This window comes from Streptomyces sp. NPDC086777 (assembly GCF_040702065.1).
Classification (GTDB): domain Bacteria; phylum Actinomycetota; class Actinomycetes; order Streptomycetales; family Streptomycetaceae; genus Streptomyces.
Genome location: NZ_JBFBJI010000046.1, coordinates 53,193 through 68,352, shown reverse-complemented (window position 1 = coordinate 68,352; position 15,160 = coordinate 53,193). Strand labels below are relative to the sequence as shown.

Here is a 15,160-nt window from a genome sequence, read left to right as displayed (position 1 = left end):
CCCGTACGAGGGCCTGCGCCCGGCACGCCGAGAGCACGCACCTGACGCCGCGAGGCCGCCCTCCGGGCGACGACGGGAATGGTCGGACAGGCCCTGGCCCCGGCCCGGGGCCGGGCCCCGGCCGTCAGCCGACGTCGGGCAGGGGGCGCTGCTGACCGCCCGCGGCACCACCCTCGGCGTCGCCCGGTTCTGCCGGCACCGCCAGCCCGCCCCGTTCGACGACGAGGACCTCCTCCTCGCCCAGGAGATCGTGGCCCGGGCCGCCGTCGCCGTCGACAACGGCTGCCGCTACACCCACGCCCGGGCCACCGCGCTCACCCTGCAGCGCAGCCTGCTGCCGCGGCGCATCGCCGAGCAGTCCGCCGCCGAGGTCGCCTGCCGCTACCTGCCGGCCGGCGGCCGGGCCGGGGTGGGCGGCGACTGGTACGACGTGATCCCGCTGTCCGGGGCCCGGGTCGCGCTGGTGGTCGGCGACGTCGTCGGCCACGGCATCCACGTCGCGGCCACGATGGGCCGGCTGGTCACCGCCGTCCGCACCCTCGCCGACATCGACCTGCCGCCCGACGAGCTGCTGACCCACCTGGACGACGTCGTCATCCGGCTCTCCGCGGAGGCCGCCGCCGACCCGGATCCGGCCCTCGCCCCGGACCCCGGCTCCGACGCCGCTCTCGACCCTGGCTCCGACGCCGCTCTCGACCCCGGCTCCGACGCCGCCCTCGACCCCGGCTCCGACGCCGCCCTCGACCCCGGCCCGGATCCGGGCGGGGCGCCCACCGGGGACATCGGCGCCACCTGCCTGTACGCCGTCTACGACCCCGTCGCCGGCCGCTGCAGCCTGGCCCGCGCCGGCCACGTGCTGCCCACCGTGGTGCACCGCGACGGCACCGCCGGTCTCCTCGACCTGCCGCCGGGACCGCCGCTGGGCCTGGGCGGGCTGCCGTTCGAGGCGGTGGAGGCGGATCTGCCCGAGGGCAGCCTGCTCGCCCTGTACACCGACGGTCTGCTCGAAGGCCACGACCACGACGTGGAGGCGGGCCTCGCCGACCTGCGGCAGGTCCTCGCCCGGCCCGCCGCCTCCCTGGAGACCACCTGCGACACGGTGCTCCAGGCCCTGCTGCCCACCGACCGGCCGCACGACGACGTCGCGCTGCTGCTGGCCCGCCCCCGTACCCTCGGCGCGGACCGGGTCGCCGTCTGGGACCTGGAACCGGACCCGGCGGCCGTCGCCCCGGCCCGCGCGGGCGTCGCACGGCAGCTCACCGCATGGGACCTGGAGGACCTCGCCTTCGCCGCCGAACTGGTGGTCAGCGAACTCGTCACCAACGCCATCCGCTACGGCAGGCCGCCCGTCCGGCTGCGCCTGATCCTCTCCCGGGCCCCCGACCGGCCCGGCGACGATCCCGCCCGCGCCGTCCTGTGCGAGGTCTCCGACGCCGGCGGCACCGTCCCGCACCTGCGCAGGGCCCGCACCTTCGACGAGGGCGGCCGCGGCCTGCTGCTGGTCGCGCAGCTCGCCACCCGCTGGGGAACCCGCCATGCCCGGCACGGCAAGACGGTCTGGGCCGAACTGACCGGGACCGGCCCGTCCGGCTTCCCGGACCCGGCCGCCGACCTGTGACCCGCGACCGCGATCCGCGCCGGGTTCCCCGGTCCCCGCGCAGGAGTTCGTGGCAGTGCGGGACGACGGGAGATCCACTGCGGTCACGGGAGAGAACCGGCCACCTGCCGCGCTGCCTCTGCGAAGCGCCCCCGGCAGGACTCGAACCTGCGGCCAAGCGCTTAGAAGGCGCCTGCTCTATCCACTGAGCTACGGGGGCCGGCTGTGCTGGCCTCGTACGCACTGCCCTGCTGGGGGCGGGTCCGTGACGTTGCCGGGGACAAGGATAGAACTCCCGGATCCGTGCCCCTGTTGCTTCGCCTCCGTGGCTCAATGTGGAGGTTCAGTGAAGCGGTCCTGATAATCGCAGGCAGGTACGAATCGTGCATCGCTTTTGGCGCCCGACGCACCGGGTGTTGTGCACTCGTTATGCCTGGACTGTGCCTCCGTCCCAGTCGCCCCTTCCGCCCGTTGTGTCCTGTCGGCACGCAGACATGTCTATATGCTTCAGAATTCCCCTAAAATTGGGCATTCTTCGCATGTGGTGACCTTGGACGTACGGCCTCAGCTGCTCGACACACTCTCCGCCCTGCGCGACCGTGTCGCTGCCGCACGCTTCCCGCTGCCCCTGGCGGGGGCTCCACGCGCGCGTGCCAACCGCGACGAACTGCTCGCACAGCTCGACGACTATCTGGTGCCCCGCCTCAGAGAACCCGAAGCGCCACTTCTGGCCGTGGTGGGCGGGTCAACGGGCGCCGGGAAGTCGACCCTCGTCAACTCACTGGTGGGCCGCCGGGTCAGCGAGGCGGGCGTGCTGCGGCCGACCACTCGCACCCCGGTCCTGGTCTGTCATCCGGAGGACCATCACTGGTTCAGCGGCATGCGCGTGCTGCCCGACCTCACCCGGGAGTGGGTACCGCACCAGGAGCCCAACGACGACCCCTTCCTCCCCGGCGAGAACTCCGCGCGCGTGCTGCGCGTGGAGACCGCCGACAGCATCCCGCGCGGCCTCGCCCTGCTCGACGCCCCCGACATCGACTCCCTGGTCGTCGACAACCGCGTCCTCGCCGCGGAACTCATCTGCGCCGCAGACATCTGGGTGATGGTGACCACGGCCGCCCGCTACGCGGACGCCATCCCCTGGCACCTGCTGCGCACCGCCAAGGAGTACGACGCCACCCTGGTGACCGTCCTCGACCGGGTCCCGCACACGGTCGTCTCGGAGGTCTCCCGCCAGTACGGCGCCCTCCTCACCAAGGCCGGACTCGGTGACGTACCCCGGTTCACCGTGCCCGAGCTGCCCGAGTCGGCCTGGGGCGGCGGCCTGCTCCCGGCCACCGCGGTCGCCCCGCTGCGTGCCTGGCTCCTCCACCAGGCCCAGGACCCAGGCGCCCGCAGTCACACCCTGGCCCGCACCGCGCACGGCCTCCTCGACTCCCTCAAGGCCCGCATGCCCGAACTGGCCGGCGCCGCCGCCGCTCAGTACGCCGCCGCGCTGCGCCTGACCTCCGCCGTCGACACGGCCTACGACAGCGAGCACGCACGCCTGCGAGGGCGTCTCCAGGCCGGAGCCGTCCTCGCAGGCGACGCCCTCAAGCGCTGGCGCGCCTACCCGCTCGACTGCTCCGCCGAGGAACTCCTGGACGCCCTGGTGGAGAGCCTCGCCGCCCTGCTGCTCTGCTCCGTCACCGCCGCCGACGAACGCGTCGACGACGCCTGGCGCCGCGAGCCGGCCTCGGCCGCCGCCGGACTCACCGACCACGACCCGTCCCTGGAGAGTGCCGAGCACCGCATCGGCCTCGCCGTCCGGCGCTGGCGGCGCGAGCTGGAGGAGTACGCCGAGGACGAGGTGCGCGAGCTCGACCGCAGCGTCGCCCCGGACTCCGAGGTCGTCGCCGCCCTGGTCGCCACCGCGCTGCTCGGCGGCCGGCGCACCAGGAACGCGGGGGAGCGGCTGGCCGAACGCATCGGCGCCCACGGCGCGCTGCGGCTGCGCGACCGCGCCGGACGACTGCTCTCCGAACACGTGGACCGGGTCCTGGGCGCCGAACGCGAGCGCCGCCTCGCCCCGCTCGACGCCCTCGACGTGCACCCCGAGCCCCAGGCCGAACTCATCGCCGCCCTGTCCGTCCTGCAGAAGGAGAGGTGACCGGTGACCGCCGTCACTGACCACGACCACACGGATCACATGGAACGCATGGATCACACCAGTGACTTCACCGGTGACTACGCCAGCGACTCCGAGACCGGACCGGCCGCGGCGGACACCGCCCCGGACGCCGTACGGGAGTCGGCAGGGGAGTCCACGCGGGAGTCGGCGCGGGAGCCCGAGCGGGAGGCCGCGCGGGACCGTGCCCCGGACGGCGACCGGCACCGGGACGAGGCCGGGAAGGACCTCAAGGAGCCGAAGGAGCCGAGGGAGCAGAGGGAGCCGAGGGAGCAGAGGGAGCCGAGGGAGCAGAGGGAGCAGAGGGAGCAGAGGGAGCAGAGGGAGCAGAGGGAGCCGAGGGAGTCGAGGGAGCCGAGGGAGCGCACGGGCACCGCCGAGGTGCCCGAAGCCTCCGCGGCCCCGCAGGCTCCCGAGACGGCCGAGGCCGCCGGGCGGGCCGCCGAGAGCGTCCCGCACGCACGCGTACGCGAGCAGCGGGAGCCGTCCGACGAGCGCCCACCGGCCGCCACCGGCGACCGTCCGGCCGCGGCCGAGGACGATCCGGCCGCCGCCGACGACGTCTGGGACGACGGCCTCATCGCCCGCCGGGTCACCGAGACCGCCAAGGCCGCCGTCCCCGTCGTGGAGACCCGCGGCCCGGGCGCCCCGGCGCCCGCCCCACTCGCGTACGACGGCCCGCTGCGCTCCCGCCTCGACGCCCTGCGCGAGCTCGTCGGCCTCTCCCGCACCCGCCTCGACAGCAACACCCTCGGCGAGGCCGGCCGGGTCCTCGACGAGGCGGCCACCCGGCGCCGGCTCTCCGGCCAGCACACCGTCGTCGCCCTCGCCGGCGCCACCGGCAGCGGCAAGTCCCAGCTGTTCAACGCGCTCGCCGGAGTGGCCATCTCGGAGACCGGGGTACGCCGGCCCACCACCGCCGCGCCCATCGCGTGCACCTGGAGCGACGGCAGCGCCGCCCTCATCGACCGGCTCGGCATCCCGGGCCGGCTGCGCCGCCGCCCGGTGCACAACCCGGAGGCGGACGCCCAGTTGCGCGGGCTGGTCCTGATCGACCTGCCCGACCACGACTCGGCCGCCGTCCAGCACCGCGCACAGGTCGACCGGATCCTGAAGCTCGTCGACGCGGTGATCTGGGTCGTCGACCCCGAGAAGTACGCCGACGCCGTCCTCCACGAGCGTTATCTGCGGCCCATGGCCGGCCACGCCGAGGTCATGTTCATCGTCCTCAACCAGACCGACCGGCTGCCCGGCGAGGCCACCGACCTGGTCCTGGACGATCTGCGCCGGCTGCTCGACGACGACGGCATCGCCCTCGGCGAGTACGGCGACCCGGGCGCGACCGTGCTCGCGCTGTCCGCGCTCACCGGCGACGGCGTCGGCGAACTGCGCGAGGTGCTCGGCCAGTTCGTGTCCGAGCGAGGCGCGGCGGCCCGCCGGGTCGCCGCCGACGTGGACGCCGCCGCCGCCCGGCTGCGGCCGGTCTACGCCACCGGCAGGCGCGCCGGGCTCAGTGAGGAGGCGCGCGACGAGTTCGCCGCACGGCTCGCGGACGCGGTCGGTGCCACCGCCGCCGGCGAGGCCGCCGAACGGGCCTGGCGGCGCAACGCCAACCGGGCCTGCGGCACGCCCTGGCTCCGGCTGTGGCGCTGGTACCAGAAGCGCGGCGAGCCGCCCACCGGACGTCTGCAGAAGGCCCAGCCCGAGGTGGAGGCCACCGCGAGGCAGCGGGTGGAGCAGGCGGTGCGCACGGTCTCCGAGCGGGCCTCGGCCGGACTGCCCGCGCCCTGGGCGCAGGCGGTGCGGGAGGCGGCCGTACGCGGCTCGCAGGGCCTTCCGGAGGCGCTCGACGACCTGGCCGCGCGGGCCGGGCTGCCGCCGGGACGGCCACCGCGGCCGGGCTGGTGGCCGGTGGCGGTGCTCGCCCAGGCCGCCATGACGCTCCTCCAGGTCGTCGGCGGACTGTGGCTGATCGGGCAGATCACCGGGGTGACGGCGCCCAACCTGGGCGTTCCGGTGCTGCTGATGGTCTCCGGCATCATCGGTGGCCCGCTGGTCGAGTGGGGCTGCCGGATGGCGGCCCGCGGCCCGGCCCGCCGGTACGGCCTGGAGGCGGAACGCCGGCTCCGCGAGGCGGCGGCCGGCTGCGGGCGGGCCCGGGTGCTGGATCCGGTGGCGGCGGAGCTGCTGCGGTACCAGGAGGTGCGGGAGCAGTACGCGAGGGTGACGCGGACGGGCGCCGGAGTGGGGTGAGGCCGGCGAAGGGGCGGGGCCGCAGCCGGGGTCCGGGCCCGGGCGGGGCTCCGTCCGGGGGGACGGGGTCACTCGTACGGGTGGTGGGGTTCTCCACAGGCCGGCGGTGGTCCACAGCGCTCGGCGGGCCGACGCGGACGGCGGCAGTCTGGACCCACGGCGACCACGACCCGCATGCCGGGTCCGCGGTCGCCGCGGTGGACACAGCCGTACGGGACGGCCCGTACGCGGATCCGCCCGGCCGCGGCGGCCGGGCGAGGGAGGGGTTCGTGATGAACGAGACGATGGTCTGCGCGGTGGGCAACGTGGCGACGCAGCCGGTGTTCCGCGAGCTGGCGGCAGGTCCGTCGGCCCGGTTCCGGCTGGCGGTGACCGCGCGTTACTGGGACCGCGAGAAGAACGCCTGGACGGACGGCCACACCAACTTCTTCACGGTGTGGGCCAACCGGCAGCTCGCCACCAACGCGGCGACGTCGCTGACGGTCGGCGACCCGGTCGTCGTGCAGGGAAGGCTGAAGGTGCGCACCGAGACCCGGGAGGGCCAGCAGTGGACCTCCGCCGACATCGACGCGGTGGCGATCGGCCACGACCTCGCCCGCGGCACGGCGGCCTTCCGGCGAACCGGCAGGCCGGACGCGACGGCACCACCGGCACCACCGCGCCCGGAACCCGACTGGGAGACACCGGAGGAGACCTCCGACCCACCCGCCCTAGCCCGGCCGGAACCGGTGGCGGCGGTGGCGGCCGCCGCGCCGTGACCGGGAACGAAATGCCGCCACGTCACGGCTGGTTGGCATCGACACATCCGAACGGCGGTCAACCGTCGGCCCGTTGACACTCGTTGACGTCCATGGACGGTGGGTGGGCGGCGGCCAAGGGCAGCCGGTCGCGGACCCCTTGGCGCCCTTCGGTGATCTTTGACGTCTCCCGATGTCTTCCGGCGTCTCCCGGTGTCTCCCGGTGTCTCCTGATGCCCTCCGGCGGCTCCTGACGGCATGTCGGCGAACGCGCCCCGACGTGCCCGCCACCACGGCCGGGTGGTTTTGTCGACAAGCCCTGCCCTTCGTGCCTCCGCGATAACGATTCCGGATCGGATCGCTCATCGGACCATCTCACCGGGAAAGGGCGGCGCGGCTGATCCATAGGATGCCGGGCATGGCCCCTGGGGCCGCTGATTCTGCTGGTGGGACCACCCCCCGCGTCCAACGGGTCCTGCTCGAAGGGGAATTCTGTGCTCGCTGCGTTCTCTGGTCTCTCGGCGCCCCGCGCGTCCACCAGGCACTACGGCACCGCCGTGGCCGCGAGAGGCGTGGTCCGCCTCGCCGCCACGGCCCTGGTGTCCGGGCTGGTGGCCGCCGTCGCGCTGACCGGCGCCGGTCCGGCCGCGGCCGACGACGGGACCGCCCAGAGCCAGAGCGGGGCCGCGGCGACCATGAACGGCCTGAAGACCTACGGCGAGGCCGTGGTCCACGGCGACGGCGGCGACGAGCAGGTGGCCGCGGGCCTGTTCGAGATGTCCGTGGACGGCGGCGGCACGCTCCAGACGTACTGCGTCGACCTCCACAACCCCGCCCAGCGGGACGCCAAGTACCAGGAGACGGCGTGGAGCGGCACCTCGCTCGGCGCCAACAAGAACGCCGGCAACATCCGCTGGATCCTGCAGAACTCCTACCCGCAGGTCAACGACCTCGCCGCGCTGGCCCGCAAGGCCGGTGCCGGCAGCCTCACCGAGCAGGACGCGGCGGCCGGCACACAGGTGGCGATCTGGCGCTACTCGGACGGCGCGGACGTCGACGCGGTCGACCCGCAGGCCGAGAAGCTCGCCGACTACCTGGAGAAGAACGCCCGCGGCCAGAACGAGCCGCAGGCGTCGCTGACCCTCTCCCCGCCGGCGGTGTCCGGCCGGCCGGGCGGCCTGCTCGGCCCGGTGACCGTCCACACCAACGCGAGCACGGTCACCGTGGTCCCGCCGTCCGACGCGGCCCTCAGCGGGGTACGGATCACCGACAGGACCGGCAAGCCGGTCAGCACCGCGGAGGACGGCAGCAAGCTGTACTTCAAGGTCCCCGACGACGCGGCGGACAGCTCCGCCGAACTGACCGTGCAGGCGTCGACGACCGTTCCCGTCGGCCGGGCCTTCACCTCCGAGAGCCGCAGCCAGACCCAGATCCTGGCCGGCTCCAGCGAGTCCACTGTCGCCGCGACCGCGAACGCGACCTGGGCGGACCAGGGCGCGATACCGGCCCTGTCGGCCGAGAAGAACTGCGCCCGCAGCGGCGTGGACATCACCGCGGCCAACACCGGGGACAGGCCGTTCACCTTCGAGCTGGCCGGCACGGAGTACACCATCGCCGCCGACAGCTCCCGGACGGTGACCGTCCCGCTCCAGGAGGACCAGGCCTACGACTTCACGATCACCGGCGTCAACGGCCTCGAACGCCGCTTCACCGGTGTCCTCGACTGCAGGACCCAGGGCGCCGACGCCGGGCTCGCCACCCAGACCCTGAGCGAGCCCAGCCCGGCCTCGGTGGGCGGCACCGCCTCCGACGTCAACCTGGCCGCGACCGGCGGCGACTCCGCGACCGGCGTGATCACGGGCGTGGCCATCGGCCTGGTGGTGATCGGCGGCGCGGTCCTGGTGATCCTCCGTCAGCGGGAGAACCAGCAGACCGACTGACCCCCGGACGGGCACTATGACGGCATGACCAACTCACCCGCGTCCCGCGGCGCGTCATCGGACTGCGTCCTGTCCCTGTGGTCGCACGACTCGGTGCTGTCGATCGGCTCGGTGGGCTCCGTGCTCTCCATCGGGTCGGTCGGCTCGGCGCTCTCCGTCGGGTCGATCGGCAGCGCCCTCTCGGCAGGCTCGATCGGCTCGGCCCTGTCCCTCGTCTCGGCCGGCTCCTGGCTGAGCACGGGCTCCGTCCTCTCCGCCAACTCCCGTTGGTCCACCCTGTCCTGGCGTTCCTCCCGGGCCTTCCGCTCGGCCGGCGCCGACGGAGCGGTCGGAAGTGCCCGAGCCGTCGGAGCCGTCGGCGCGGTCGGGGCCCTCGGCGCGGTCGCGGTGACCGCCCTGCTCCTGCACAAGGCCCTGCGGTCCCGCTAGACGGCGCCTTCTGCGTCCCGGCCGTCCTCGAGGACGAGAAGCGGTTTGGCGCCGTGCGCGGGCGCTTCGGCGAACGAGACGGCTTCGGCGAAGCGTTCGAGCGGGAACGGCCGGCCCCGGGGGATGCTCAGCACGCCACCGACGACGAGACTGCGAACCTCGCGCAGCGCGTCCAGCACCTCCGCGGGCGAGGCGGTGCCGAACCAGCGGTTCAGCCAGAACCCGCGGACCACTTTGGTCTCGTAGATGACCGAGCGCGCCGACACCGGGATGGTCAGCGCCGCCGGGTCGGTCTGCCGGTGGGTGGAGAGCGCGCCGTAGACGACGGTCACTCCTCCCGGAGCCAGGGCCCGGGACACCTCGGCCCCCACGGCGCCCGCGACGCAGTCGGTGGCCTTGCGCACACCGGCCGGTCCCGCGATCTCGGCGACCCGCCGCACCAGGTCCTCGTCCTCGGTGCAGACGACCTCGTCGCCGCCCAGTGCCCTGATCTCCTCGACGGCGGCACGCCGCCGCACCACGTTGATCGTGCGAATCCCCAGATGCCGGGCCAGCTGGACGACGAGCCGGCCGACGGTGGAGCCCGCCGCCGTCTGCAACAGCCATTCACCCGGCTGCACGTCGAGCTCGCGCGTCACCAGGAGCAGCGCGGTCAGCGGGTTGACCGCGAGCTGGCAGGCGTCGGAGTCGCTCAGCCGGCCGGGGACCGGCAGCAGCCGGTGCGCGTCGGCGACGAGGTGTTCCTGCCAGGTGCCCTCGGCCGGCGGCCCGGGCACCGCCGGGATCGCGACGTACACCACGCGCTCACCGATCCGCAGCCCCTCGGTGCCCGGCCCCAGGGCCTCGATGCGGCCCACGCACTCCATGTACCCCCCGACCGTGGGGAACCCGGGGGAGAAGCCGTAGCGGCCCCGCAGCACGTGCAGATCACTGGCGTGCACCGGCGTCGCCACCACACGCACCAGCGCCTGGCCCACTCCCGCCGTGGGAACGGGCCGTGACTCCACCCGCAGGACATCACCCGGCTCACCGGCCCTGCCGGCCACGAGCGCCCGCATGGAACGCGTCATGAGCGACCTCTCGTCCCTCCCAGCTTGCGCTCCCGCCCGAGCACTGTCCTGTCGAAGGAGGCAGCGGCATCCCCGGTGCGGCCGGGGCCGGGCACCAGCACGGCGGAGACCACCCCGTGGGACGAGACCATGACATCGCGCACGAACCGCAGGCGCCCGGTGCCGAGCCGGCGCAGCGCCGCTCCGTGGTCCGCGGCGACGACGACGCAGGCGGCGAGCAGAAGAAGCCGCCACAGGGCCAGCACGGTGCGGCGGGTGGCGCGGGGCAGCTCCGCCAGGGAGGAACGCAGCCGCTCGCAGTGGAACGGCACGTGCCGCTCCTCGTCGGACAGGATCCGCCCCGCCACCTCCGCGGTGAGCGCGTCGCCGGTGCCGTCGCGCAGGGCCCGGTAGTAACGCAGCGCCACGACCTCCGCGATCATCAGCACCAGCAGCTCCATGCGCAGGCCCATGAGACGCCGCAGCCGTACGAAGACGGCGTCGCTCCAGTGCCCGCTCAACGTCGGCACGCCCCCCGCGGCCAGCAGCAGGGCCAGCAGCCGGGCGTGGTTCTGCTCCTCGGCGACGAAGAGCCGGACCGCCTCCCCGTAGTCGGCGTCGCCGGCCTGGTCCGCCTTGCCGATCAGGTTGGCGCCGTCCCCGTCCTCGCCGACCTGGAAGCGCTGGATGCTCGCCCACACCGCCGGATGCAGCGCCGCGCCCCGCCCCCAGTCCGGATCACCCTGGGCATCCCTGCGCGCACGCTCGTCCTCGAACCGTCTTGTCCACCCCGCGAAGCCGCCCGTACGCACCCGGTCTCCCCTCTCCGGTGCACGATCACCGTGCCCCGGAGAAGGACGACGCAGCCCGCCGCCGAAGCGTTCCGCGAACGGCCGCCTTCCCGGCGCTGTCGGTGCCGCCTGCTCTACTCGAACCCAGAACCCAGAACCCGTAACCCGGTGACCTACGGAGACCTGCATGGGCGTGCTGTACGACTACTTCCGCGCGAGTGACCACACCACGGCGGTCGACCGGGCCATCGGGCCCGGCGGGGACTGGCTGCGCGGGACGCCGCTCGCGGAGTCGGGCGCGGACTGGATCGACGCGAAGGGCCTGGACCCGGACGTGGTCCTGGGCCAACTCGTCGCCCACGCCGAGGGGATACCGTTCGCCGACCGGCAGGACGCCCCGGAACTGGTCTGGCCCGAGCCGCCGTACCCCCACGGCGAGCCGACCGGCCCCGACTCCCCCTGGGACACGGGCCTGGTCCTCCAGCAACTCCCCGACCACTGGCGGGACGTCCTTGCCGACCTCCCCGAGGACGCCGTCCCGACGGTGACGGCCCAGTGGTACGAGATCGAGGAGGTCGCCTTCGCCGACCCCCTCGACGCCGAGCACACCGTCCTCACGTTCACGGCCCTGGCCCTACGGGCACGAACGGCGGGCGACCACCTCTACTGCCGCTGCAGCCTCTGACCCCACCCGCCGGAAGCACCGGCGTCCACCGGGCCGGCCGGCTCAGCATCCTCACTCCCCTCCGGTCATTTAGGTCAGGATCTGGCCTCCATGCCTCCTAGTGTCCTTCTGGCCCGGCTGAACACGAACTACGGAAGGCAGAGCGACCATGAGCGAGACCGCTGTCAACCAACTGGCCACGCACGACTCGGCCCATGAGCCCACCGCTACCGGCGAGCGCGCCGACTTGCTGGAGGCCCTGGCCAAGCATCGGCACTTCCTGCGATTCACCACCCGTGACCTCACTGACGAGCAGGCGGGGCGCCGGACCACCGCCAGCCGGCTGTGCTTGGGCGGCCTGATCAAACATGTCACTGCGGTCGAGCGAGCCTGGGCGCAGTTCATCCTGGACGGGCCGTCGGCGATGCCCGACTTCACCACCATGACCGAGGCCGACTGGGCCCGACGGGCCGACGAGTTCCGGATGCTGCCCGGTGAGACGCTGACCGGCGTGCTGGCCGACTACGCCGAGGTAGCCCGCCGAACCGACGAACTGGTCGCCACCCTCCCCGACCTGGACGCCGCACAACCGCTACCGAAGGCCCCGTGGTCCGAACCGGGTGCGCGATGGTCGGCCCGCCGGGTACTGATGCACATCATCACCGAGACCGCCCAGCACGCCGGCCACGCCGACATCATCCGCGAGTCCCTGGACGGCGCCAAGACCATGGGTTAGCCAGCGGCGCGGCAGGGCGGATCGCCCCCTACATGGGGGCGACACGCCTGTGACCTCGCAAACGCCTTTGCCTCACGATCCGCGGGGCAGGGACGTCAGCGAGCCGGCTGACACGCAGTCCTGACATCAACGGGCGCGAACGCCGGCGTGTCAGTGCAGCTGAGGGCGCACCCACGAACAGCGGTACGAAGCCGCTGTGCAGGCCGAGAAGGGCCGCCGGATCGAACTCCTAAAGCGGTTGGCCGCTCTCGTCACCCACATCCGGCGGACGTACTACAGCGACCAGGGGCGGCCCGTGGAGACGGCGGACATCGTGGTGCCCGCGGCGCACTGCGAAATCGTGTACGAGATCCCGATCAACCGTTAGTCGGCGCCCTCGGCGTCGAGCCAAGCGGAGAGCGCGGAGAAGTCGGCGTCCATGAGCCCTTTGGTCGGGTCGACGCGGTGAAGCAGCGACGCGCCGGGGTGTTGCGCAGAGACCCAGACGCGGTCCATGGCGCTGATCTCGTCGTCGACCCAGATGAACGGCTGGCCGTCGGCCCACTCGACCAAAGGACGGGTCTTCCAGTGCAGGCCACGGGGCCCGTCGTGGGCGCCGGAGCCCGGCCACTCCACCACCCGGAGCTTCGGCAGTCCGAGGCGCGGCGCGACCGCCTCGTTCGCATCTTCCATCCATGTCGTGGCCCACACGAGATGGCAGCCCAGGGCCAGGAGGCGCGGTCCGATTTCGGGATCAAGCCGATCGAGTAGCGGGTTCCCCCGATCGAGAGACGCTGAGGAGTCGGAAACAGCGGCTCGCAGCGGACCACCCGACGAACCGAATGAGATCAGCGGGCCGTCGACGTCGAGGAAGAGGATGGGGCGGTCCGCTGCGCTTGTCGCAACGGCACGATAGATCCGGAGCGGTGAGCGGTGGGAGGACTCTGTTTCTCGGGCCGTCCCTGGGCCGTGCGAGGGTGCCCGAGGCCACTCATCGGCGACCGACAGTGACAGATGAGCTACCGCCGCACTCGCTGAACCCCCAGGTCACAGCCCCCGGACCAAACGGGTTAACACCCGAGGCTGGACGTCAGGCAAGATGGGGTGTATCTGCCCACTGCCAGATTTCAAGCTGCCGGACGGTTTCTCTTGGCTGAGTTCATTTACACCATGCGCAAGACGCGCAAGGCGCACGGCGACAAGGTGATTCTCGATGATGTCACCCTGAACTTCCTGCCGGGGGCCAAGATCGGCGTCGTCGGCCCGAACGGCGCCGGCAAGTCGACCGTGCTGAAGATCATGGCGGGGCTGGAGCAGCCGTCCAACGGCGACGCCTTCATCTCGCCCGGTTACAGCGTCGGCATCCTCATGCAGGAGCCCGAGCTCAACGAGGAGAAGACCGTCCTGGAGAACGTCCAGGAGGGTGTCGCCGAGATCAAGGGCAAGCTCGACCGGTTCAACGAGATCGCCGAGCTGATGGCGACCGACTACTCCGACGCGCTGCTCGACGAGATGGGCAAGCTCCAGGAGGACCTGGACCACGCGAACGCCTGGGACCTCGACGCCCAGCTGGAGCAGGCCATGGACGCGCTCGGGTGCCCCCCCGGCGACTGGCCCGTCACCACGCTCTCCGGTGGTGAGAAGCGGCGTGTGGCGCTGTGCAAGCTGCTGCTGGAGGCCCCCGACCTGCTGCTCCTCGACGAGCCCACCAACCACCTCGACGCCGAGTCGGTGAACTGGCTGGAGCAGCACCTCGCCAAGTACGCCGGCACCGTGGTGGCCATCACCCACGACCGGTACTTCCTCGACAACGTCGCCGAGTGGATCCTGGAGCTCGACCGCGGGCGTGCCTACCCGTACGAGGGCAACTACTCCACGTACCTGGAGACCAAGGCCACCCGTCTCAAGGTCGAGGGCCAGAAGGACGCCAAGCGGCAGAAGCGGCTCAAGGAAGAGCTGGAGTGGGTGCGGTCCAACGCCAAGGGGCGCCAGGCCAAGTCCAAGGCCCGTCTCGCGCGGTACGAGGAGATGGCAGCCGAGGCCGACAAGATGCGGAAGCTGGACTTCGAGGAGATCCAGATCCCGCCGGGCCCGCGCCTGGGCAACGTCGTGGTCGAGGTCGACAAGCTGAACAAGGCCTTCGGTGAGAAGGTCCTCGTCGACGGGCTCAGCTTCACGCTGCCGCGCAACGGCATCGTCGGGGTCATCGGTCCGAACGGCGCCGGCAAGACGACGCTCTTCAAGATGATCCAGGGCCTGGAGACGCCGGACTCCGGCGACATCAAGGTCGGCGAGACCGTCAAGATCTCGTACGTCGACCAGGGCCGCGCCAACCTCGACCCGAAGAAGACGCTGTGGGAGGTCGTGTCCGACGGGCTCGACTACATCAACGTCGGGCAGGTCGAGATGCCGTCCCGGGCCTACGTCTCCGCCTTCGGGTTCAAGGGGCCGGACCAGCAGAAGCCGACCGGTGTCCTCTCCGGCGGCGAGCGCAACCGCCTCAACCTCGCGCTCACCCTCAAGCAGGGCGGCAACCTGCTGCTCCTCGACGAGCCGACCAACGACCTCGACGTGGAGACGCTCTCCAGCCTGGAGAACGCGCTGCTGGAGTTCCCCGGCTGCGCCGTCGTCGTCTCCCACGACCGCTGGTTCCTCGACCGGGTCGCCACCCACATCCTCGCCTACGAGGGCGACTCCAAGTGGTTCTGGTTCGAGGGCAACTTCGAGTCGTACGAGAAGAACAAGATCGAGCGACTGGGACCGGACGCCGCGCGTCCGCACCGCGCCACCTACAAGAAGCTGACCCGGGGCTGATCGA

At 72.7% G+C, this 15,160-nt stretch carries 12 protein-coding genes, 1 tRNA gene and 1 pseudogene; 10 read left to right on the top strand and 4 right to left on the bottom strand.

Annotated features, from left to right (window positions below; translation table 11 throughout):
* A partial coding sequence (locus tag AB0472_RS39730) for an ATP-binding SpoIIE family protein phosphatase (RefSeq protein ID WP_366364184.1) occupies positions 1-1,618 on the top strand: 1,618 nt, incomplete at its 5' end.
* Positions 1,619-1,744: 126 nt separating this feature from the next.
* Here AB0472_RS39730 and AB0472_RS39725 read toward each other — a convergent pair.
* Positions 1,745-1,817, bottom strand: a tRNA-Arg gene (locus tag AB0472_RS39725).
* Positions 1,818-2,138: 321 nt separating this feature from the next.
* Between AB0472_RS39725 and AB0472_RS39720 the strand changes: the two genes are divergently transcribed.
* The 5 genes from AB0472_RS39720 (at position 2,139) to AB0472_RS39700 (ending at position 9,123) form a co-directional block, all read left to right on the top strand.
* Positions 2,139-3,746 carry a dynamin family protein gene (locus tag AB0472_RS39720; RefSeq protein WP_366364182.1) on the top strand — a complete coding sequence of 536 codons (1,608 nt, stop codon included), beginning with the start codon at positions 2,139-2,141 and terminating at the stop codon, positions 3,744-3,746.
* Between the two features lie 3 nt (positions 3,747-3,749).
* Positions 3,750-6,017, top strand: a complete 2,268-nt coding sequence (locus AB0472_RS39715; protein WP_366364180.1) for a YfjP family GTPase — start codon at positions 3,750-3,752, stop codon at positions 6,015-6,017.
* Between the two features lie 272 nt (positions 6,018-6,289).
* Entirely contained in the window at positions 6,290-6,775 is a 486-nt protein-coding gene (locus tag AB0472_RS39710) for a single-stranded DNA-binding protein (RefSeq protein WP_366364178.1), read from the top strand.
* Positions 6,776-7,311: 536 nt separating this feature from the next.
* Positions 7,312-8,694, top strand: coding sequence for a Cys-Gln thioester bond-forming surface protein (locus tag AB0472_RS39705; RefSeq protein ID WP_366364176.1), 1,383 nt, complete (start codon positions 7,312-7,314; stop codon positions 8,692-8,694).
* 24 nt (positions 8,695-8,718) lie between these two features.
* Positions 8,719-9,123, top strand: a complete 405-nt coding sequence (locus AB0472_RS39700; RefSeq protein WP_366364174.1) for a hypothetical protein — start codon at positions 8,719-8,721, stop codon at positions 9,121-9,123.
* Here AB0472_RS39700 and AB0472_RS39695 read toward each other — a convergent pair.
* Together AB0472_RS39695 and AB0472_RS39690 are read right to left on the bottom strand one after the other, a co-directional pair.
* Complete coding sequence (locus tag AB0472_RS39695; RefSeq protein ID WP_366364173.1) at positions 9,120-10,193, bottom strand: zinc-dependent alcohol dehydrogenase family protein; 1,074 nt, start codon at positions 10,191-10,193, stop codon at positions 9,120-9,122. The genes AB0472_RS39700 and AB0472_RS39695 overlap by 4 nt on opposite strands.
* Positions 10,190-10,984, bottom strand: coding sequence for a ferritin-like domain-containing protein (locus tag AB0472_RS39690; RefSeq protein WP_366364171.1), 795 nt, complete (start codon positions 10,982-10,984; stop codon positions 10,190-10,192). The genes AB0472_RS39695 and AB0472_RS39690 overlap by 4 nt, the downstream gene beginning before the upstream one ends.
* Before the next feature lie 166 nt (positions 10,985-11,150).
* Between AB0472_RS39690 and AB0472_RS39685 the strand changes: the two genes are divergently transcribed.
* The 3 genes and pseudogenes from AB0472_RS39685 to AB0472_RS39675 all read left to right on the top strand — a co-directional run.
* The gene (locus tag AB0472_RS39685; RefSeq protein ID WP_366364169.1) at positions 11,151-11,648 is read left to right on the top strand and encodes a hypothetical protein; all 498 of its coding nucleotides are present in this window, start codon (positions 11,151-11,153) and stop codon (positions 11,646-11,648) included.
* Positions 11,649-11,796: 148 nt separating this feature from the next.
* Positions 11,797-12,363, top strand: a complete 567-nt coding sequence (locus AB0472_RS39680; protein WP_366364167.1) for a DinB family protein — start codon at positions 11,797-11,799, stop codon at positions 12,361-12,363.
* A gap of 241 nt (positions 12,364-12,604) precedes the next feature.
* A pseudogene (locus AB0472_RS39675) lies at positions 12,605-12,730 on the top strand (GntR family transcriptional regulator); the annotation flags it as partial.
* On the opposite strand, the gene AB0472_RS39670 reads toward AB0472_RS39675, so the two are convergent.
* Positions 12,727-13,260: an HAD domain-containing protein gene (locus AB0472_RS39670; protein WP_366364194.1), complete on the bottom strand. Its 534-nt coding sequence runs from the start codon at positions 13,258-13,260 to the stop codon at positions 12,727-12,729. The pseudogene AB0472_RS39675 and the gene AB0472_RS39670 sit on opposite strands and share 4 nt — an antisense overlap.
* A 231-nt stretch (positions 13,261-13,491) precedes the next feature.
* Between AB0472_RS39670 and ettA the strand changes: the two genes are divergently transcribed.
* Positions 13,492-15,156, top strand: coding sequence for an energy-dependent translational throttle protein EttA (ettA, locus tag AB0472_RS39665; protein ID WP_366364166.1), 1,665 nt, complete (start codon positions 13,492-13,494; stop codon positions 15,154-15,156).
* Positions 15,157-15,160: the final 4 nt, after the last annotated feature.